Source organism: Paragemmobacter ruber, assembly GCF_009908315.1.
Lineage (GTDB): Bacteria > Pseudomonadota > Alphaproteobacteria > Rhodobacterales > Rhodobacteraceae > Paragemmobacter > Paragemmobacter ruber.
In genome coordinates, this window is record NZ_JAAATW010000001.1 from 1,424,370 (window position 1) to 1,444,143 (window position 19,774).

22 protein-coding genes are annotated in these 19,774 nt (G+C 64.5%); 10 read left to right on the forward strand and 12 right to left on the reverse strand.

Annotated features, from left to right (window positions below):
- Positions 1-15: 15 nt before the first annotated feature.
- Complete coding sequence (locus tag GU920_RS06945; RefSeq protein ID WP_161766189.1) at positions 16-411, forward strand: response regulator; 396 nt, start codon at positions 16-18, stop codon at positions 409-411.
- A gap of 30 nt (positions 412-441) precedes the next feature.
- Entirely contained in the window at positions 442-2,481 is a 2,040-nt protein-coding gene (locus tag GU920_RS06950; protein WP_161766190.1) for a PAS domain-containing hybrid sensor histidine kinase/response regulator, read from the forward strand.
- A gap of 9 nt (positions 2,482-2,490) precedes the next feature.
- Here GU920_RS06950 and GU920_RS06955 read toward each other — a convergent pair whose 3' ends face one another.
- Together GU920_RS06955 and GU920_RS06960 are read right to left on the reverse strand one after the other, a co-directional pair.
- Positions 2,491-2,823 (reverse strand): Hpt domain-containing protein, encoded by a 333-nt coding sequence (locus GU920_RS06955; protein WP_161766191.1) that lies wholly within the window; start codon positions 2,821-2,823, stop codon positions 2,491-2,493.
- A complete protein-coding gene (locus GU920_RS06960; protein WP_161766192.1) occupies positions 2,820-3,773 on the reverse strand; it encodes a response regulator in 954 nt (317 codons plus the stop codon). The genes GU920_RS06955 and GU920_RS06960 overlap by 4 nt, the downstream gene beginning before the upstream one ends.
- Before the next feature lie 360 nt (positions 3,774-4,133).
- Here GU920_RS06960 and GU920_RS06965 point away from each other — a divergent pair, with 360 nt between their 5' ends.
- Positions 4,134-4,733, forward strand: coding sequence for a TRAP transporter small permease subunit (locus GU920_RS06965; protein ID WP_161766193.1), 600 nt, complete (start codon positions 4,134-4,136; stop codon positions 4,731-4,733).
- A complete protein-coding gene (locus GU920_RS06970; protein WP_161766194.1) occupies positions 4,730-6,556 on the forward strand; it encodes a TRAP transporter large permease in 1,827 nt (608 codons plus the stop codon). The genes GU920_RS06965 and GU920_RS06970 overlap by 4 nt, the downstream gene beginning before the upstream one ends.
- Before the next feature lie 66 nt (positions 6,557-6,622).
- Here GU920_RS06970 and GU920_RS06975 read toward each other — a convergent pair whose 3' ends face one another.
- The 4 genes from GU920_RS06975 to GU920_RS06990 all read right to left on the reverse strand — a co-directional run bounded on the left by GU920_RS06975 (position 6,623) and on the right by GU920_RS06990 (position 11,337).
- Positions 6,623-7,720 carry a TRAP transporter substrate-binding protein gene (locus GU920_RS06975; protein WP_161766195.1) on the reverse strand — a complete coding sequence of 366 codons (1,098 nt, stop codon included), beginning with the start codon at positions 7,718-7,720 and terminating at the stop codon, positions 6,623-6,625.
- A gap of 191 nt (positions 7,721-7,911) precedes the next feature.
- On the reverse strand, positions 7,912-9,396 hold the full coding sequence (locus GU920_RS06980; protein ID WP_161766196.1) for a heme biosynthesis protein HemY: 1,485 nt from the start codon (positions 9,394-9,396) through the stop codon (positions 7,912-7,914).
- A gap of 13 nt (positions 9,397-9,409) precedes the next feature.
- Positions 9,410-10,567: a COG4223 family protein gene (locus GU920_RS06985; RefSeq protein ID WP_161766197.1), complete on the reverse strand. Its 1,158-nt coding sequence runs from the start codon at positions 10,565-10,567 to the stop codon at positions 9,410-9,412.
- Positions 10,568-10,635: 68 nt separating this feature from the next.
- Entirely contained in the window at positions 10,636-11,337 is a 702-nt protein-coding gene (locus tag GU920_RS06990) for a uroporphyrinogen-III synthase (RefSeq protein WP_235933104.1), read from the reverse strand.
- A 72-nt stretch (positions 11,338-11,409) separates the two neighbouring features.
- Here GU920_RS06990 and tsaD point away from each other — a divergent pair, with 72 nt between their 5' ends.
- Genes tsaD through GU920_RS07010 form a run of 4 tightly spaced genes read left to right on the forward strand, consistent with a single transcriptional unit; the run spans position 11,410 to position 14,158 of the window.
- Complete coding sequence (gene tsaD, locus GU920_RS06995) at positions 11,410-12,504, forward strand: tRNA (adenosine(37)-N6)-threonylcarbamoyltransferase complex transferase subunit TsaD (protein ID WP_161766199.1); 1,095 nt, start codon at positions 11,410-11,412, stop codon at positions 12,502-12,504.
- On the forward strand, positions 12,501-13,463 hold the full coding sequence (locus GU920_RS07000; protein ID WP_161766200.1) for an NAD(P)H-dependent glycerol-3-phosphate dehydrogenase: 963 nt from the start codon (positions 12,501-12,503) through the stop codon (positions 13,461-13,463). The genes tsaD and GU920_RS07000 overlap by 4 nt, the downstream gene beginning before the upstream one ends.
- 3 nt (positions 13,464-13,466) lie before the next feature.
- Positions 13,467-13,739, forward strand: coding sequence for a YciI family protein (locus GU920_RS07005; protein ID WP_161766201.1), 273 nt, complete (start codon positions 13,467-13,469; stop codon positions 13,737-13,739).
- A complete protein-coding gene (locus GU920_RS07010; RefSeq protein WP_161766202.1) occupies positions 13,739-14,158 on the forward strand; it encodes an EVE domain-containing protein in 420 nt (139 codons plus the stop codon). Before GU920_RS07005 ends, GU920_RS07010 begins: the two co-directional genes overlap by 1 nt.
- A gap of 224 nt (positions 14,159-14,382) precedes the next feature.
- Here the strand turns inward: GU920_RS07010 and GU920_RS07015 are convergent, their stop codons facing one another.
- Positions 14,383-14,724 (reverse strand): DUF2853 family protein, encoded by a 342-nt coding sequence (locus tag GU920_RS07015; RefSeq protein ID WP_161766203.1) that lies wholly within the window; start codon positions 14,722-14,724, stop codon positions 14,383-14,385.
- Positions 14,725-14,910: 186 nt separating this feature from the next.
- Entirely contained in the window at positions 14,911-16,299 is a 1,389-nt protein-coding gene (ahcY, locus tag GU920_RS07020; RefSeq protein ID WP_161766204.1) for an adenosylhomocysteinase, read from the reverse strand.
- Between the two features lie 109 nt (positions 16,300-16,408).
- Between ahcY and GU920_RS07025 the strand changes: the two genes are divergently transcribed.
- Positions 16,409-17,017, forward strand: coding sequence for an HD domain-containing protein (locus GU920_RS07025; protein ID WP_161766205.1), 609 nt, complete (start codon positions 16,409-16,411; stop codon positions 17,015-17,017).
- On the opposite strand, the gene GU920_RS07030 is transcribed toward GU920_RS07025, so the two are convergent.
- Positions 17,002-17,154, reverse strand: coding sequence for a hypothetical protein (locus GU920_RS07030; protein WP_161766206.1), 153 nt, complete (start codon positions 17,152-17,154; stop codon positions 17,002-17,004). The genes GU920_RS07025 and GU920_RS07030 overlap by 16 nt on opposite strands.
- 98 nt (positions 17,155-17,252) lie before the next feature.
- Between GU920_RS07030 and GU920_RS07035 the strand changes: the two genes are divergently transcribed.
- Positions 17,253-18,128: a LysR family transcriptional regulator gene (locus GU920_RS07035; RefSeq protein ID WP_161766207.1), complete on the forward strand. Its 876-nt coding sequence runs from the start codon at positions 17,253-17,255 to the stop codon at positions 18,126-18,128.
- Here the strand turns inward: GU920_RS07035 and GU920_RS07040 are convergent, their stop codons facing one another.
- From GU920_RS07040 to GU920_RS07050, 3 genes are all read right to left on the reverse strand, one after another.
- The gene (locus GU920_RS07040) at positions 18,129-18,443 is read right to left on the reverse strand and encodes an H-NS histone family protein (RefSeq protein ID WP_161766208.1); all 315 of its coding nucleotides are present in this window, start codon (positions 18,441-18,443) and stop codon (positions 18,129-18,131) included.
- 69 nt (positions 18,444-18,512) lie between these two features.
- On the reverse strand, positions 18,513-19,067 hold the full coding sequence (locus GU920_RS07045; RefSeq protein WP_161766209.1) for an ActR/PrrA/RegA family redox response regulator transcription factor: 555 nt from the start codon (positions 19,065-19,067) through the stop codon (positions 18,513-18,515).
- Positions 19,068-19,138: 71 nt separating this feature from the next.
- Positions 19,139-19,750, reverse strand: coding sequence for an SCO family protein (locus GU920_RS07050; protein WP_161766210.1), 612 nt, complete (start codon positions 19,748-19,750; stop codon positions 19,139-19,141).
- Between the last annotated feature and the right edge of the window lie 24 nt (positions 19,751-19,774).

Genomic DNA, 19,774 nt, shown 5'->3' on the forward strand with positions numbered 1-19,774 from the left:
CGGTAGGGTTTGTAGATGAACGCAGGCGGACAACAGCAGAAGTATCGCGTCCTTCTTGCCGAGGATGACGAGATCAATCAGCAGATCGTCATGGCGTTCCTGTCGGGGGCGACGCATATCGAATTGACCGTGGTCGGCGATGGGCGTAGCGCGCTGGAGGCGGCGCTTGGTTCGAAATACGATCTGATGCTGTTTGATCACAACATGCCGCATATCACCGGCGACCGCGTGATCCGTTACCTTCGTTCGGGGAATTCCAGCAACGCGACGACGCCGGTCATCCGCTTTACCGCCGATGCAGACCGCGCCGACATTCGCACCACGGGTGGGCTGATTGATGCGACGCTGCCCAAACCGCTCAAGGCGGAAACATTCCTGTCCACAATCAACTCCATCCTGCAGGGCGAATAGCCGCGACCAGATATCGGTTGGGGAGGGCGGATGACGGAACAGCGAAAGACGGATATCCGCGACGGGATTGATCCCGGGGTCGCCGTCGTGACACCCGAAGCGCTGCTTCTGGCCGAGCGGCGGTTGCGCGATGTGATCGAAGGCGCGCAGGTCGGCACGTGGACGTGGGATTTCGATGCCGTCGGCCAGATCGTGAATGATGTCTGGGCGGCGATGCTGGGCTATGAGCTGTCTGAGATGTCCACGATCACCTATGACACGTGGAGCACGCTGATCCATCCCGACGACAAGGATTGGGTTGAAGAAGAATTGCGCCGCTGCACATCAGGGCTGGATGACGGCTATGAGGCAGAATACCGGATGCGGCACCGGGCCGGGCATTGGATCTGGGTGCTGGATCGGGCCCGGGTCGTGCGGCGAAAGGCGGATGGATCGCCCAAGGTGATGGCGGGCATCCAGATCGAGATATCGGAACTGAAATCGCGCGAGGCCGCGCTGATCCGCGCGAAGGCCGAACTGGAAAAGGCGCTGGCCCTGCGGGCGAGTGCCGAGCGGCGGTTTTCCGACATTGCCGCCGTCACCGACGGCTGGCTGTGGGAACAGGATCAGGACCTGCGGTTTACTTACCTGTCGGGCACCGAACATGTGGAACAGCTGGGCCTGACGAGCAACAATGTCCTTGGCAAGACCCGCACGGAATGGCTTTCAGAGCATCCCGAGGTCTTGATCAGCGCCGATTGGGACATCGTTCTGAATGCCCAGCGCGACCGTCTGCCCTTTCGCAACTTTGTCTATCGCGCGCCGCATGCGCGCGACGGCGTGGAACGATGGTTCCGGATTTCGGGCCAGCCTGTGTTCAACGATGCGGGGGAGTTCCTCGGTTATCGCGGGGTGGGGTCCGATGTGACCGAGCTTTACCTCGCCAAGGCCCGCGCCGAAGAGGCGAGCCGAACGAAATCCATGTTCCTTGCCAATATGAGCCATGAGATCCGCACCCCGATGAATGGCGTGCTGGGGATGGCCGAGGTGCTGGAGGCGGCGCTGACCGACCCCGAGCACAAGCGCATGATCGGCACGATCCGCAAATCGGGCGAAACGCTGATGAACATCCTGAACGACATCCTCGACATGTCGAAGATCGAGGCCGGCAAGATGGAGCTGGAGGATGTGGCCTTCAGCCCTGTCGAACTGGCGGAACGGGTGGAGGATCTGCACCGGCTGATGGCCGATGAGAAGGGGCTGGATTTCGAGGTTCTGGTCTCGACCGGCGCGGATGCGCGGCGGCGGGGCGATCCGTTCCGCGTGCAGCAGATCCTGCACAACCTCGTATCAAACGCGATCAAGTTCACCGATCACGGCGAGGTGACGGTCGAAGTGTCCGGCCGCCCCGGCAAACCGCTGACGATCGAAGTGCGCGACACCGGCATCGGCATGTCCGCGCAAGAGATCGAGCGTCTGCATGAAGAGTTCCGGCAGGCCGACAGTTCGGTGACGCGGCGCTTTGGCGGCACGGGCCTTGGGATGGCGATCACCCGCACGCTGGTGCATCGGATGGGGGGCGAGATCGCCGTGAAATCGGCCCCCGGCAAAGGCACCACCGTCCGCGTGAGCCTGCCACTTCAGGTGACGGAGGAAACATCGGAAGCCCCGCGCAGCCAGCCGCAGACGGCCGATGAGGGGCGGCTCGATGGCCTGCGGATCCTTGCCGCGGATGACAACGGCACCAACAGATCCGTTCTGGAACTGATGCTGACGCGCTGCGGCGCAGAAGTGACAACCGTGGATGACGGCCTGAAGGCCGTGAACGCCTGGGCGCCGGGCCGGTTCGATGCGATCCTGCTGGACATCGCCATGCCCGTGATGGACGGGAAGGCCGCGCTGCAGGCCATCCGCGAGATGGAGGAAAGGACCGGCACGCGCCGGGTGCCGATCATCGCGGTGACCGCGAACGCCATGTCACATCAGATCGTCGAATATCTGATGTGGGGGTTTGACAGCTGCGTGTCGAAGCCGCTGACGATGAGCGATGTCACAAAGGCCATCCGCACCATGGTGCAAGGCGCGGGCTGAAGAAGCGGTCTAATCGTCCAGAAGCTCGGCCAGACCCGCGATCAGCGGGCGCAGGGCGCGCAGGACATCGGATTTCCCGGCCCCTTCGATGGACAGGCGTTCCACCTCGGCCGCCTGATGCCCCAGGCCTGCATGGCCGAGCGAGGCCGCCGTTCCGGCAATCTTGTGCGCGACATTGCGGATATCTTCCATCGCCTCGCGGATGTTCTGCCCGCTGTCGAGCCGGACCCACGCACTGCTCAGCGTATCCAGCCGCTCCACCGCCATGGTGCGGAACAGCCGTTCGGCACGGGCCAGCGGATGTTCGGGCTGGTGGCCCGCCCATGTATCCATCGCCGTCATGCCACCATTTGCCCGTTCTTCGACCGCTTCTCGGGCGGGGTATTGGCGGATTGGATCGCGCGTTCAAGGATCCGGGTGGGTTTGGTGGGCGACAGGAAGGCGCTGCGCGCCGCTTCCCCCACGCGGACCTGCGGCACGGGCAGCCGGTCGGCGGCGTAGATGGTTTCGAAATCCATCAGGCCGATGTTGATGAGGATTTCCAGATCGTCGGGCGATTGGCCAAGGTCGCGTTCCGTCATGCAGACGAAGGTGCCGCTGCCGGCATAGGCGATCATCACGTCTTCGGTCTTGAGCGCATCCACGATCTGCGCGCCCACATCGCCCAGCATCTGCACATAGGTGGCACCGGATGCCTTGTTGAAGATGATGGCCGCGTTCTTCACATGGATGGCGAAGGCGGATGTGGAATACATCCGCTTCACGCCCAGCGTCAGAAGATAGTTCTCCATCGCCAGAAACTCGATCCCGCGCTCGAAACCCGGGATCAGGATAGGCGTCTCGAACTCGGCCTTGATTTCGGTCGCGGCGGCGCGCTGGCCCACGAGGCGGGCGAATTCCGCCAGACGGCGGCGTTCGGCCAGCAGGCGATCGACCATGCCGATCCGGGCGCGCAACTCGATGATGTCGAGCGGTTTGGTGATGTAATCGGTCGCCCCTGCGGCAAAGGCATCATCCACGGTGTTCTTGCCCGACATGGCGGTGATCATCAGGATGGGCGTCTGGCGATAGGCCGTGCGCTGGCGGATGGCGGCGGTCAGGGCGGCGCCGTTCATGTCGGGCATCTGCATGTCGGACAGGATGCAGTCATAGAGCATCCCCGAAAAATCCAGTTCATGCAGCGCGTGTTCACCAGAGGGCATGGTCGTGACCTGACCGTAGCCGATCATCTTGAGCATGCCGGCCAGCAGTTCGAGAAACACAGGATCGTCGTCGATCGCCAGTATCCTCATGATCTTCGTCCTGTACCCTTTTCGCGCCTCCTGCCGACGTCCGGCAGCCCGCGTCAATCTACATTAATCCCGAACTCCAAAATGCCCCTGAATAACGGCAGAAATAGGACCGCTTGGCGGTGATGATGGGCCAATCCTTTGTGCTGAAAAACCTTGTCTGCACAAGGCTTAGGCCATTGATTCCAATTCGTGCAAAGTCACGGTCCGGCGCGCCGGACAGTGCCGCCCCGAGGTGACGTAAGGGCAGAAATCGCCATCAGCTGCGCCGTTTCCGACATGCGCCGTTGACGCCGGGTGCGGGACCGCCCTACCTAGGGGACGAAGAGAAAGAAGCCGTCTACAACTGACAGGGGGGAACGGATGCGGGGCCTTTTAGGACTCTCGTCGATCATTGATCGCGTGAATGAGGTGATCGGGCGCACGATGGGGTGGCTGATCCTGATCGCCGTGCTGGTCAGCGCGACGAACGCCGTGATCCGCAAGCTGTTTTCCGTCTCGTCCAATGCGTGGCTTGAATTGCAGTGGTACCTGTTTGGCGCCGCGTTCCTGCTGGCTGCGGCCTATACGCTGCGCGACAACGGGCATGTGCGGATCGACGTCCTGTATGGCCGGGTGAGCGAGCGGACACGCCAATGGATTGATCTGCTGGGGCATCTGTTCTTTCTGATGCCCTTCTCGGTGCTGATGGTGGTCTACCTCGTTCCCTATACCGTGCAATCCTACACCAGCGGCGAGGTGTCCACCAATTCCGGCGGCCTGATCATCTGGCCTGCCAAGGCGCTGATGCTGGTGGGATTTGTCCTGCTGACGGTTCAGGGCATCTCGGAGATCATCAAGAAGATCGCGATCATGCAGGGGATCATCGAAGATCCCAATCCCTTCCACAACGCCAAGGAACAGGCGGAACTGGAGGCCCAGGCCCTGCTGGAACAGGCGATGAAGGAAGAGGTGCGCAAATGATCGAGTTCATCGCCATCAATCTGGCCCCGATCATGTTTGCCAGCCTCGTGATCTTTCTGATCCTTGGCTATCCGGTGGCCTTCGCGCTGGCCGCGAACGGGCTTTTGTTCTTTTTCATCGGGGTGGAGCTTGCCCCCCTGTCGAACGGGTCGATCACGCTGGACTGGCCCCTGCTCAAAACCTTGCCCAACCGCATCTGGGGGGTGATGTCGAACGAAACGCTGCTGGCCATCCCCTTCTTTACCTTCATGGGGATCGTGCTGGAACGATCCGGCATGGCCGAGGATCTGCTGGATACGATCGGGCAACTGTTCGGGCCGATCCGGGGCGGTGTGGCCTATGCGGTCATCCTTGTGGGGGCGCTGCTGGCCGCGACAACCGGGGTTGTCGCCGCCTCTGTCATCGCGATGGGGCTGATCAGCCTGCCGATCATGCTGCGCTACGGCTATGACCGCCGCGTGGCGGCGGGCACGATCGCGGCCAGCGGCACGCTGGCGCAGATCGTGCCGCCGTCGCTGGTGCTGATCGTGCTGGCCGATCAGCTGGGCCGTTCGGTGGGCGACATGTACACCGGCGCGATCGTGCCCGCGCTGATCCTGACGGCGCTGTACATGGTCTATATCTTCCTGCTGTCGATCTTCCGTCCCAATGCCGTGCCGGCCCTGCCGCCCGAGGTGCGCACGCTGGGCCGCGGGGTGAAATCGCTGATGGTGGCCCTCGCGGCCCTTATGGCCATCGGCTATGGCGCCCATGTCTGGCTTTACCCGACCCAAGGCGCGAACGCGGATATCCTTGGCGCGGTTGTGGGCGTGCTGGTGATTTATGCCTACACGCTGGCCGACAAGATGCTGGGCCTGAACACCATGTCGCGGCTGGCGCAGCAGGTGATCATGGTGCTGATCCCGCCGCTGGCGCTTATCTTCCTTGTGCTGGGGACGATCTTCATCGGTCTGGCCACGCCGACCGAGGCCGGCGCCATGGGCGCGGTGGGGGCGCTTGTGCTGGCGCTCCTCAAGCGGCGGCTGACCCTTGGGGTGGTGACGGGGGCGCTGACCGCCACCACGCGGCTGTCGGCCTTTGTCATGTTCATCCTGATCGGGGCGCGGGTGTTCTCTCTCACCTTCTATGGCGTGAACGGCCATGTCTGGGTGGAGCATCTGCTGACCTCGGTTCCGGGGGGTGAATACGGGTTCCTATTCGTGGTGAACCTCGTGCTGTTCGTGCTGGGCTTCTTCCTCGATTTCTTTGAACTGGTGTTCATCATCGTGCCGCTGATCGTGCCGGCGGCCGATGCGATGGGGATTGATCTGGTCTGGCTGGGGGTAATCCTTGCCATGAACATGCAGACATCCTTCCTGACGCCGCCTTTCGGCTTTGCGCTGTTCTACCTGCGGTCCGTGGCGCCCAAGTCGCGCTACAAGGATACGGTGACGGGCAAGCTGGAAGATCCGGTCAGGACCGATCAGATCTATGCCGGTTCGATCCCCTTCATCCTGATCCAGCTTCTGATGGTGGTGGTGGTGATCGTGTTCCCGCAACTGGTGATGCACTACAAGGGGCCGGTCGTGGACCCATCCACCGTGACGATCGAGATGCCGACGCTGCAGCCGCTGGGCGGCGGTCTTGGTGGGGGCTTGGGTGGTGGTCTCGGCGCGCCCGGCGGGTTGGGCGGTGGCCTGGGGCAGCCGCCCGGTCTGGCGCCCGAAGGCGGTGCCGCGCCTGCCCCCGCTCCGGGCGGGCTGGGCCAGCCGCCCGCGCTGCAACCGGGTGGCGCGCTGGGGCAGCCCCCGGCCGGATTGCAGGCCCCCGCCCCCAGCAACTGACGGAAGCACAACAAAAAACCCCCGGTCCTGCGACCGGGGGTTTTGCTTTGGCGTGATGCCCTGCGATCAGAGCTTTCCGGCGTTCTGCTGCAGCATCATGAAGGTGTCGTAGTTGTACTCCGCCACCTGCGCCCAGGTGTAGTTCTCCTTGCGGAAGGCCTTCACCGATCCCCACAGCTTGGCAAAGGCGGGGTTGGTCGCCTCCATCTCGGCATAGACTTCGTTGGCGGCGTTGAAGCAGGCCTCCAGAACCTCGGGCGAGAAGGGGCGCAGTTGCGCACCGCCTGCGACCAGCGATTTGATCGCGGTGGGGTTCTTGTAGTCATACATCTGCAGCATGTTGGCATCCGCCGCCTGGCAGGCCGTGCGCAGCAGCGATTGGTACTGCGGCGGCAGGCCGTCATACTGCGCCTTGTTGAACATGAAGTGGACCGTCGGGCCACCTTCCCACCAGCCGGGGTAGTAGTAGTAGGGCGCGACCTTCTGGAAGCCGAGCTTTTCATCATCATAGGGGCCGACCCATTCGGCCGCGTCGATGGTGCCCTTTTCCAGCGCCGGATAGATATCGCCACCGGCGATCTGCTGCGGCACGACACCCAGCTTTTCCAGAACCTTGCCGGCAAAGCCGCCGACCCGCATCTTCAGACCCTGAAGATCGGCCACGGTGTTGATTTCCTTGCGGAACCAGCCACCCATCTGCACGCCGGTATTGCCGCCCGGCAGGGCGAAGATGTTCTGCGTGGCAAGGAATTCGTTGTAAAGGTCGATCCCGCCACCGTGGTAGTGCCATGCGTTGATCCCGCGCGCCGAAAGCGAGAACGGCACCGCCGCGCCGACGGCCCAGCTGGGATCCTTACCCCAGTAGTAATAGCCCACGGTGTGGCAGGCCTCGATGTTCCCGGCGGTAACTTCATCGGCGGCCTGCAGGCCGGGGACCAGTTCACCGGCGGCAAAGACCTGAATGGTGAAGTTGCCCTCGGACGCATCGGACACCATGCGCGACAGGACCTCGGCCGCGCCGTAGATCGTGTCCAGCGATTTGGGGAATGACGACGTCAGACGCCAGGTCACCTTGGGGGCGGTCTGCGCGATGGCCGGGGCGGCCAGCGCGGCGGCACCAACACCACCGACAGTGGCCTTGGTCAGGAATGAGCGACGATCCATTAAAATCCTCCCGAATTTCCGTTTGTGGCACTCAGTTATGACGAAATTTTATTTCCGCAACGGGGGCGCGGCGCAAGACTTAATGTCGTGATGAGAGCAGATTTCCTTGCGGCGGCAAAAAGGTTAACCCTTGGTAAACACGGCCGTTTTATGCGGCATATGCCCATGGAACAGGCGCAGGCAACGGGCGTTCAGCCCCCCCTGCGCACAATCGCCTCAAGGTCGATGACTTCGGGCTCTTTCTCCGGCGCGGGGGTAGCGGTGGAGGCGGGGTCTTCCACCACCTCAGGCCCGGGTTTGGGGGGGGTCACCATCAGTGGCAGCAGTTCTGCCCCCGTCGAGGACGGGCCGCTGCGTTCGGGCGGCTCGCGCCAGGACAGCGTGTCGAACCCGCCGCAATTGTCGCAGATCGGATCCCAGATCGCATGCACGGCATGGCATTTGTCGCAGCACCATTGCGGGCCGCGCGGGGCGGTCAGCGCACGGGCGAGCCAGCCCCGCACCACCGCGTCATCGGCCCCTTCGCCGCGTTCGATGGCCGCCATGATCGCCATGGCACGCTGCGTGGGATGGGTCTGGATGATGTCACCCAGCGCGCGGCGCGCCTCGGGGAAATCCTCGGCGGCGATGTGCAGTTCGGCCATCAGAAGGCGGGTCTCTTCGTGCTGGGGGTGGTTGGCCACCAGCGTGCGGAACCGCTTGAGCCGCTGGGCAGGCGTTTCGTCCGGTTCGATATCGGCGAAGGCGGCGGCAAGATCGGGGTGCGGCTTGGCATCCCATGCCTTTTTCAGCACCCGCGTGGCCCCTTTCTTGTCGCCCTTGTCGGCCAGGGCCCGGGCGGCCATGGCGGCGGCGGGGATCAGATCGGGGGATTGGCGGTTCGCCTCGATCGCTGCTTCGCGCGCCTCGATGCTGGCGCCTTCGGCCATCACGCCCTGCGCCTGTTGCAGCGCCAGCACCGCATCGCGGCGGCGATAGACATCGCGCGGCAGGGCGCCTGCCTTCAGCTTGGCCCCGAGGGTGGACCGCGCACCCTTCCAATCACGGCTTTCGGCCTGCAGTTTCAGCAAGATATCCTGCGTCTCCAGATGCCGGGGCTTCAACTCCAGCGCCTTGGCGGCCAGCTTTTGCGCCGTCTCCGTATCGCCTTCGGCCAGTTTCTGCTTCAACAGCCCCCGGATCGCGACAAAGCGGGTGGTCTCGGACGACAGGAGTTCCTTGTAGGCCTCTGTCGCGCGGCGGGTGTCGCCCGCCGCCTCGGCCGCCTGCGCGACCAGCAGCGTCGTTAGATGCGGATCGGCAAGGTATTTCTCGGCCTTGATCGCGCGGTTCAGGGCCAGCCGCCCCTCGCCCGACGCCAGCGCGAGAAATCCTTCGGACAGGGCCTGAAACCCTTTGCGTTCGCGGTTGCGGTCGAAATAGCGGCTGATCGCGGTTTCATCCCCGTTCAGGAAGCGCAGCACCGCGACGATCAGCCCGACCAGCCGCATCAGAAGCCAGACCAGCACGATCATCACCAGAAAGGTGATCAGCGCCTGCAAGGGGCCAAGGGTGAATTCATAACCGGCGGCGGCGATGCGGATCCCGCCCCCGGTATCCAGCAGGATGCCCGCACCCAGTGTCAGCGCGGCCACGATGACAAGAAAGAGCAAAACCTTGGTGAGCGACCAGATCATCCCGCGCCCCCCATCAGTTCGCGGCCAGCGTGGCGACGGCGGCCTCGGCCTCGGCGCGCAGGCGGGCCTGCGCCAGCCAGTCCGACAGGGCGGGTTTGCCCGCCTCGGGCATCGCGTCCAGTTCGCCGATCGCATCGGCCACGCGGCCCTGCGCCAGCGCCGCCTCGGCCCGCGACAGGATCGCATCGGGATCGTTGCCTTCGCGCGGGGTCAGCGACCGCAGGCCGGTCTGGCTGCGCAGGAAATTCGATACGCGGTCCGTCCAGCTTTCGCCCATATTGGCCCGCAGCGCATCTTCCAGCGCGGCGCGGGCCACTTCGGGGAAGCTGTCGGCCAGTTCGGCCACGGTCGGCAGGCCGACGGCGGCATTGTCGGCCAGCACCGGCGGCGCATCACCGCCAAGCTCGGCCAAGGCCGAGGCATAGGGGGCGCCACTGTCCAGCGCCGCCGTGATCCGCCCGATGGCGGCGTTGCGCCGCGCTGTGGCGGCGGCGGCCTCGGCCTCGGCCGCCAGTGCCGCGGCGCTGGCCTGTGCCTCTTGCAGCCGCGCCTCGGCAGCCTCGGCTGCTGCGATCACATCGGCCGGAACGCTGCCCCCGGCGCTGAGCGTGGCAACCTGCGCCTTCAGCGCGTCAAGTTCCGCCACCAGTTCCGGCGCGGGGGCGCCCCCGGCCGAGGGGCGGGATTGCAGATCGGCCAGCGCCGCCTCGACCGCGGCGAGGCGCTCTTCCAGCGCGGGCGGCACGGGGGCGGTGGGCGCGGGGGCGGCCTCCAGCGCCGCCAGCCGTTCCGCGATCTGCGGATCAGGTGCGGGCCGTGCGGCAAGATCGGCACGCAGGGCGGCAATCTCTTCGGCCTGCGCGGCGACCGTGGCGGCAAGCTCTCCCTGCCCGCCCATCGGCAGGAGATCAGGCACCGCACGCGCAAGGCCGAAACCGGCACCCGCTGCCACCACACCACCCAGCACCATGCCAAAGAAGGCCCCTGCGCCGCTGCCACCCCGCGGGGCGGGGGGCGGCGATGCCGGCGCGTCGGCCAGTTTCTCCCGGGGTGCGGGTTCGGACGGGGCGTCGGTCACTGCCGCAGCTTGCGGATCGGTCGCGTCCACCACGGCCATCAGATCGGCATCATCCTGTGGGGGGGCGGGATCCTCGGTCTTGCCTTTGGCCATCGTCGGCTCCTTCTGCGCGCCGGACAGGGCAGCGTCATGCCCACCCTAATGCCCGGACCGTTGCAGGTTCAAGAAGCCGGATCGGAAATGAGCGACTCCACCGCATCCAGCATCGCCGCCGCATCCGGGCGGCCTGCCGTCACCAGACGGGTGGGGGCCAGGGCATCGGCCCGCGCGGCGGCGGCAGGGCTGATCGCCGCCACCAGCAGGGGGGCGGCAAAGGGGCCACGCTCTGCCAAGAGCGCCGCCGTGCGCGGCGAAAAGAGGGGAACGATCACCGCGTCTTGGCCCGCCAGCACGTGGCGGGCCGCATCGGTCAGGGGTTGCGCCTCTTGCGCGTAGACAATCGCCGCATGGGCCGGGCGGCCCTGCGCGGCAAGGCGGGGGGCGATGTCGCCCCGCGCATCGCGGCCCCGCAGATGCAGGAAGGGGCCAGATTCGCCAGAACCAAGGATATGGGCCAGCAGCGCCTCGGCATCGCCTTGGGCCGAGGTTGCGGAAAACCCCGCGGCCCGTGCGGCCTGTGCCGTGCGGTCACCCACGCAGATGGCACGGTCAGGCAGCGCCCGGCCCGCAGCGCGCAAGCGCGCCGCCGCCTCGGCCCCGGTTTCCGACGTCAGGATCAGGGCCGCATAGGGCGCATCGGGCCAATCCGGCGCCAGAAAGCGCGGCACCATCAGCGGGCTGATCACCGGGCGCAGGCGGTTGCCGAAGCGCGCGGCAAGGTCCTGCGCGAACCGCGCCGCCTGATCGGCGGGCCGTGTCAGCAAGATGGGAAGGGCGTGGTGTTGCGGGGCCATGCGCAGGGTGTTACCCCGGGTTGAACCCTGCGGGCAACGGATATGGCAACGCTCACCTTCCTTGGCATCGAATCGAGCTGCGACGACAGCGCCGCCGCTGTGGTGCGGCACGGGCCGGACGGAGCGCCGAAGGTGCTGGCCTCTGTCGTTCAGGGGCAGGTGGCGCTGCATGCCGATTTCGGCGGTGTCGTGCCGGAAATCGCCGCCCGCGCCCATGCCGAGCGGCTGGATCATTGCGTCGAACAGGCCTTGGCCGAGGCGGGGGTAACGCTGGCCGATCTGGACGGCATCGCTGTGACATCCGGCCCCGGGCTGATCGGCGGGGTGCTGTCGGGCGTGATGCTGGCCAAGGGTCTGGCCGCCGGATCGGGCAAACCCTTGCTTGGGGTGAACCACCTTGCCGGCCACGCCCTGACACCGCGGCTGACCGATGGCCTGCCCTTTCCCTATCTGATGCTGCTCGTCTCGGGCGGGCATTGCCAGTTCCTCATCGCGGACGGGGTGGACCGGTTCCACCGCATCGGCGGCACCATCGACGATGCGCCGGGCGAGGCCTTTGACAAGACGGCCAAGCTTCTGGGCCTGCCACAGCCGGGCGGCCCGGCGGTGGAGCGTGAGGCCGCGCAGGGCGATCCCGCGCGGTTCGCCTTTCCCCGCCCGCTGCTGGACAGGCCGGGCTGTGATCTGAGCTTTTCGGGGTTGAAAACCGCGCTGCTGCGGGCGCGGGATGCGCTGGTGGCGGAACAGGGCGGGATCACCGTGCAGGACCGCCGCGATCTTTGCGCCGGGTTTCAGGCGGCGGTGGCGGATGTGCTGGCGGAAAAGACGCGCCGGGCGCTGCTGGCGTATCTGGCGCTGAACCCTGCCGCGCCCGCGTTGGCCGTGGCCGGGGGCGTGGCCGCCAATGCGGCCATTCGGGCAGGGTTAGAGACTGTTTCAGCACAGCAGGGCGTGCGGTTCCTTGCCCCGCCGCTGCGCCTTTGCACCGACAATGCCGCGATGATCGCCTGGGCGGGGATCGAGCGGTTCCGCGCCGGTCTGGGCGGGGATGCGGATCTGGTCGCGCGCCCGCGCTGGCCGCTGGATGCCAGCGCGGCGCCGATGATCGGATCCGGCAAGAAGGGGGCCAAGGCATGATCGCCGTGATCGGCGCCGGGGCCTTTGGCACGGCGCTGGCCGTCGCACTGGCGCGGAACGGGCGTGCGGTCACGCTATGGGCGCGGGATGCGGCGCAGGTGCGCGACATGGGGGCGACGCGGGTGAACGGCGCGCGGCTTCCGGGTGTGGTTCTTCCCGAAAACGTCTCTGTTACAGCGGAAATCGCGGATCTTGCGGGGGCGGAAGCGGTGCTGCTGTCGCTGCCGATGCAGGCCTTGCGCGGGTTTCTGGCGCAGCAGGGGGCGACGCTGGTCGATGCCCCGCTGGTCGCCTGCTGCAAGGGGATCGACCTCGCCTCGCTGACCGGGCCGACGGCGGTGATCCAAGAACAGTGCCCGACCGCCACCGTTGCCCTGCTGACCGGCCCCAGCTTTGCCGCCGATATCGCGCGCAGCCTGCCCACGGCCCTGACGCTGGCCTGCGCCGATGCTGCGGCGGGCGAACGGTTGCAGCATCTGCTGGCAACACCGGTGCTGCGGCTTTATCGCAGCGACGATGTGACGGGGGCGGAACTGGGCGGCGCGCTGAAGAATGTGGTGGCCATTGCCGCAGGCGTGGTGATCGGCGCAGGTCTGGGTGACAGCGCGCGCGCCGCCCTGATGACGCGGGGGTATGCCGAAATGCAGCGACTTGCCCTTGCCTTGGGGGCGCGGGCCGAAACGCTGGCAGGCCTGTCGGGCTTTGGCGATCTGGTGCTGACCTGCACGTCGGCCCAGTCGCGCAACTTCCGCTTCGGCCATGCGCTGGGGGCAGGGCAGGGCTTTGATCCGACTGTGACGGTAGAGGGGGCTGCGACGGCGAAAGCCGTCTCTAACCTTGCTGAAAAGCGTGGATTGGATCTGCCCATCACCCGCATGGTCGCCCTGCTGATCGACGGTGCCGTTGACCTGCCCACCGCCATACAAAGCCTGCTTTCCCGCCCGCTGAAAAAGGAGTGACCCATGCGCGTTGCGCTGATCTGCATCGACAAGCCCGGCCATCTGCACATCCGGCAAGAAAACCGCCCCGCGCATCTGGAGCATATCCAGACCTCCGGCATCGTGGAAATGGCAGGCCCCTTCCTGACAGAGACGGGCGAAATGGCCGGGTCGCTGGTGATCCTGACGGTCGATACGCTGGATCAGGCGCGGGATTGGGCGGCCAATGACCCCTATGCCCGGGCCGGGCTGTTCCAGTCGGTCGATATCCGGGAGTGGAAGAAGGTCATCGGCTGATGGCGTATTGGCTGTTCAAATCGGAACCGGATGTCTTTGGCTGGTCGCATCAGACGGCCAAGGGAGATGCGGGCGAGGAATGGACCGGCGTGCGGAACTATCAGGCGCGCAACAACATGCGGGCGATGAAGGTGGGGGATCTGGGGTTCTTCTACCATTCCAACATCGGGAAAGAGATCGTCGGCATCGTAGAGGTGATCCGCGAAAGCGCGCCCGACAGCACGACCGATGATCCCCGCTGGGATTGCGTGATGGTGCGTGCCGTGAAAGCGCTGCCGAACCCTGTGACGCTGGAGGAGTGCAAGGTCGAACCGGGGCTGGAGAAGATGGCACTGGTGAACAACACCCGCCTGTCGGTGCAACCGGTGACGGCCGAGGAATGGGCCATCATCTGCCGGATGGGCGGGTTGCCCGCGTGAAACGAAATGGAGGGCCCCGCACCCCTACGGAACCCTCCATCCACCCCACGCGCTCCCCGTGCACCACGCGTGATCTGAAAAAGGGATCCGGACCTACTGCCCTGTTGTCACAGTGGCAGCACGGTCATGATTCGGCAAAGAAGAAGCCCCGGGCATTTTAGTCAAACCAAGAATGTCGGGCGCCCGCCCCATCGGCGCGGACGCCCGGCGTCATGGCAAGGCGGTCAGCCGTAGACCTTTTCCTTACCGAAATGCTTGACCAGCATGTAATAGACAACAGGGCGATACTTGTTCCGTTCCGACCGGCCATAGGTATCAATCACCGCGTTGATCGCTTCCATCAGCTTGGGCGAATCCGGCAGGCCGAGTTTCTTGATCAGGAAGTTCTTCTTCACCGTCTCAAGCTCGCCCGCATCGGAACCGGCCACGGTTTCACTGTCCGCGCTATAGATGGCGGGGCCACAGCCGATCGTTACCTTCTCAAGAAGCGCCATGTCCGGCACCATCTTGCACTTGGTCTTCAGATCCTCGGCATATTTCGCAATAAGTTCGGCTCGCTTGCTCATGGTCTTCAATCGCTCCCTGAATTCGGCGCAGTCCTGCCGCCGCCGACCATGGTTAAGGACGAAAGACCGTGCTGCAACAGGTTTCCGCCTCGGCCATGGACAAATCCGGGACGATCCCAGCAAAAACCCCCGTCGGCACGGGGCCAGACGGGGGTTTTCCGGGTGCAGTTCCGGCCAGACGGCCGATCAATAGCGATAGTGTTCCGGCTTGAACGGGCCTTCGGGCTTCACGCCGATATAGGCGGCCTGATCGGGCTTCAGCTCGGTCAACTTCACGCCGATCTTCTTCAGATGCAGGCGCGCGACCTTTTCATCCAGCGCCTTGGGCAGGATATAGACGCCCGGCGCATAGTCCTGCCCCTTGGTCCACAGCTCGATCTGCGCCAGCACCTGATTGGTGAAGGAGGCCGACATCACGAAGGACGGATGTCCCGTGGCGTTGCCGAGGTTGAGCAGACGCCCCTCGGACAGCAGGATGATGCGGTTGCCCGAGGGCATCTCGATCATGTCCACCTGATCCTTGATGTTCGTCCACTTGTGGTTGCGCAGGGCCGCGACCTGAATTTCGTTGTCGAAATGGCCGATATTGCCGACGATGGCCATATCCTTCATCTCGCGCAGATGCTCGATGCGGATCACGTCCTTGTTGCCGGTGGTGGTGATGAAGATGTCGGCGGTGGCCACCTCATCTTCCAGCAGCGTCACCTCGAACCCGTCCATCGCGGCCTGAAGGGCGCAGATCGGATCCACTTCCGTGACCTTCACCCGCGCGCCCGCGCCGCGCAGGCTGGCGGCCGAACCCTTGCCCACATCGCCATAGCCGCAGACGACGGCGACCTTGCCGGCCATCATCGTATCGGTCGCGCGACGGATGCCGTCCACCAGCGATTCCTTGCAGCCATACTTGTTGTCGAACTTCGACTTGGTGACCGAATCGTTCACGTTGATCGCCGGGAAGGGCAGCGCGCCGTTCTTGTGCAGTTCGTACAGGCGATGCACGCCGGTCGTCGTTTCCTCGGACACGCCCTTGATCGCGGCCTTGGTCTTGGTGAACCAGCCGGGGCTTTCCTTCATCCGCTTGTGGATCTGCTTCTTGATGACTTCTTCTTCTTCCGATTGCGGCACCGGCAGGATCTCTTCGCCCGCCTCGGCGCGTGCGCCCAGAAGAACGTACAGGGTCGCATCCCCGCCATCGTCAAGGATCATGTTCGCGCCTTCAGGGAACATGAAGGATTTGTCGAGGTAATCCCAATGCTCTTCCAGCGTCTGGCCCTTCACCGCGAAAACCGGGATCCCTGCCGCCGCGATGGCCGCAGCGGCGTGATCCTGGGTCGAGAAGATGTTGCACGAGGCCCAGCGCACATCGGCGCCCAGCGCCTTGAGCGTTTCGATCAGCACGGCGGTCTGGATCGTCATGTGCAGCGAACCCACGATCCGCGCACCCTTCAGCGGCTGCGATGGCCCGAACTCTTCGCGGCAGGCCATCAGGCCCGGCATTTCCGTTTCAGCGATGGTGAGTTCCTTGCGCCCGAATTCTGCCAGCGCGATATCCTTGACGACGTAATCCTTCGGCATGTGCCGTTGCTCCTTGAACCTTTGTTTGGGGCGCGAGATAGCATGTGAAGCCGTCTACGACAATGGAACGGTGGTTAACCTTGGTATGACAGGAAGGGGACAAAGGTCGATGAAACAGCCCCGCGCCTGGCAAAGGATGCTGTCCGGCCGCAGGCTGGATCTGCTGGATCCGACGCCGATGGATATCGAGATCGAGGATATCGCCCACGGACTTGCCTTCGTGGCGCGTTGGAACGGGCAGACACGCGGGGATTGGCCCTATTCCGTGGCCGAACATTCGCTGCTGGTGGAACAGATCTTTTCCCGCGCCCATCCGGGCATCGGCGTGCGGTGGCAATTGGCCGCACTGCTGCATGACGCGCCGGAATACGTGATCGGCGACATGATCAGCCCGGTGAAAGCGGCGGTCGGCCCCGGCTATGGGGCGCTGGATGAACGTCTGACGGCGGCGGTGCATCTGCGCTTTGGCCTGCCCACCGTGCTGCCCGCGCCGATCAAGAAGGCGATCAAGGCGGCAGACAAGGTTTCCGCCTGGCTGGAGGCGGTGCAGATTGCCGGATTTTCGACGGAAGAGGCGGATCGTTTCTTCGGCAAACCCGATGCGCTGATCCTGCGCGGTCTGGAAATCAGATTGCGTCCGCCCGCGGTGGTGCGGGCGGATTACGTGTCACGACATTCCGAACTGCTGGCAGCCTGCACGGTTCAACCACCCAGCTGATTGGGGGGCGTGTAGGGGCCGGGGCGTTCGGCACCGCGCGTGCCATCCTGCGGGGCGGGCTGACGCTTGTCGCGGCGGGGCTGGTCCGGCCGCTGGCCCGTGGCCAGAAGCAGGGCTTCGGCAAAGATCTGTAACATTTTCTGTTCCTTTCCTGACTGAGGATGCGCTTGAAATACAGCGTGCAGGTGATATCTCCGAGTCAGAAATCTTTCAGATATGTAATCTCAACTTTCATATGACCATCGACTGGCGCGATCTTCCCCCGCTTTCCGCGCTCCGCGCCTTTACTGCGGTGGCGGAACTTGGCGGCTTTTCGCAGGCGGCGCGCGCGCTGAATGTGACGCATGCCGCCGTGGCCCAGCAGGTGCGCGCACTGGAAGGGATGCTGGATACCCCGCTTGTCGCCCGTGACGGGCGCGGGATGGCGCTGACAGCCGAAGGGCAGCAACTGGCCCAATCTCTGGGCGATGGTTTCGGCACCATTGCCGCCGGTGTCGCCGCGCTGAAGGCCGGGGGGTCGGATCGCCCGGTGCGGATCACCCTGACAGCCAGTTTCGCCACACAATGGCTGATGCCCCGGCTCAAGGATTTCTGGGACCAGCATCCCGACATCGCCCTGTCGCTGCATCCCGATCCCCGGGTGTCGGATCTGAAGCGGGACGGCATGGATCTTGGCATCCGCTACGGCAATGGCGACTGGCCGGGGGTGACGTCGCGCTTTCTCGCCCCGGCGCGGATGGCCGTCGCCGCGGCGCCCGCGCTGCTGGAGGGGCAGCCCACGCTGACCCTGCCCGAGATGCAGGAAATGGACTGGATCCTTGCCCGCGACTGGCCGGAGCAGGAGAATTACCTTGCCAGCCTCGGCCTCGATCCGGCCCGGTTAAGCCGGACGGATTTCGTGAATGAGGAATTGTCGCTGGCGGCGGCGCGGCAGGGGCTGGGGCTGGTGGTGGAAAGCCTTGCCCTGATGGAGGATGATCTGGAAGAGGGGCGGCTGATCCTGCTGCATGACAGCAAGGATCACCTGCCCGCCTATTTCATCGTCACCGCGCCGGGGCCGCAGCGGGCCGCGACGCGGGCTTTCGTGAAATGGTTGCAGGCAGCCGCCTGATCAGATCGCCAGATCTTCGGGCTTGCGCCCTGCGGCCAGCGCCTCGGCGAACCAGCGCGGCTTGCGACCACGGCCCGACCATGTATCCGCCGGATTGGCGGGATTGGCAAAGCGCGCCGTTGCCGGGGCGCGCTTGCGCGGCGCGGTGGCGCCGGTCAATTCTGCCAGCGAAAAGCCTAGTTCGCGCGCCTTTTCTTCCAGCTCGGCAAGGGCCGCCTTCTTCTTACGATCCTCGAAATTCGCGATCGCCTTTGCCACCTGTCCCTGAAGTTCCTTCAATTCTTTCAAGGACATTGCATTCAGATCGACGTTCATTCCGATACACTCCGTAAATGGATATTTGCGCCCTTTTACGGAATTAAAATCCGGAATTCAACAAATCCGTTATTTCGGGCTGCGCTTTGCCAAAATCCGCTGCAATGTCCGCCGATGCATGCTAAGGCGCCTTGCCGTTTCCGATACGTTGCGATCGCACATTTCATAGACGCGCTGGATGTGTTCCCAGCGCACGCGGTCTGCCGACATCGGGTTTTCCGGCGGGGCGGGCAGGGCCTCGGTCCGCGACAAAAGGGCGTTCATCACATCATTGGCATCCGCGGGTTTCGACAGGTAATCCGTGGCCCCGATCTTGACCGCGGCCACCGCCGTGGCAATGGCGCCATATCCCGTCAGCACCACGATCCGGCAATCGGGCCGCCGTTCGCGCAGCGTTTCCACCACGTCCAGCCCGTTGCCATCCTCAAGCCGCAGGTCCACCACCGCATAGGCAGGCGGGCGTGATACGGCAATGGCACGCCCGGCCGCCACGCTTTCGGCGGTTTCCGGAATGAAACCCCGCTTTTCCATCGCCTTGGCCAGACGTTTCACGAAGGGTTCGTCATCATCGACAAGCAGCAAGGTCCGATCCGGCCCGAGATCGGCAATCAGGTCTTCAGCCATCGGTCACCCCTATTCTCTTGCTCCGCCCAACAAGTAGGCGGCTTTGGGGGTGTGGTCAAACGCAAGCCTCCCTACTGCGACAAGAAGCACGCCGTCCTTTCGGCCATCTGATCGGCGGTTTCCTCGCGGCGGAAGAAATCCACAAATCCGGTTTCCGGCAAAACGAGATAGGTGAACGTAGAATGATCAACCAGATAATAATCGGGATCATCCGCATCCTGTTTGCGGTAATAGGTGCGATAAGCCTGTGATGCGGCTTTCACCTGTTCTTCGGTGCCGGTCAGGCCGATCATATTGGGATGCAGGTTCGAGGCAAAATCACCCACCACCTCGGGCGTGTCGCGCGCGGGATCAATACTGATAAAGACCGGCGTCACGTCAAATCCGCGCTCTTCCAGAATATCCACGGCTTCGGCATTGCGGGCCATGTCCAATGGGCAGACATCGGGGCAGAAGGTGTAGCCAAAATAGACAAGGCTCGGTTTCGTGATCACGTCCTTGTCGGTCACCGTGCGGCCATCAGAGGCCTGCAGGGTGAAGGGCCCGCCAATATCGCCGCCCACGGTTCCCGCCCGGCACTGGGCGAAGGCGTCCTCAGGATCGGCAAGCTGGGCATAGGCGAACAGCCCGCCCACCATTCCGACAACCGCCGCCGCGGCCAGACCTGCGTAAAGCTTGCTCATGGTGAAAACCCCCTAGATCGTGGC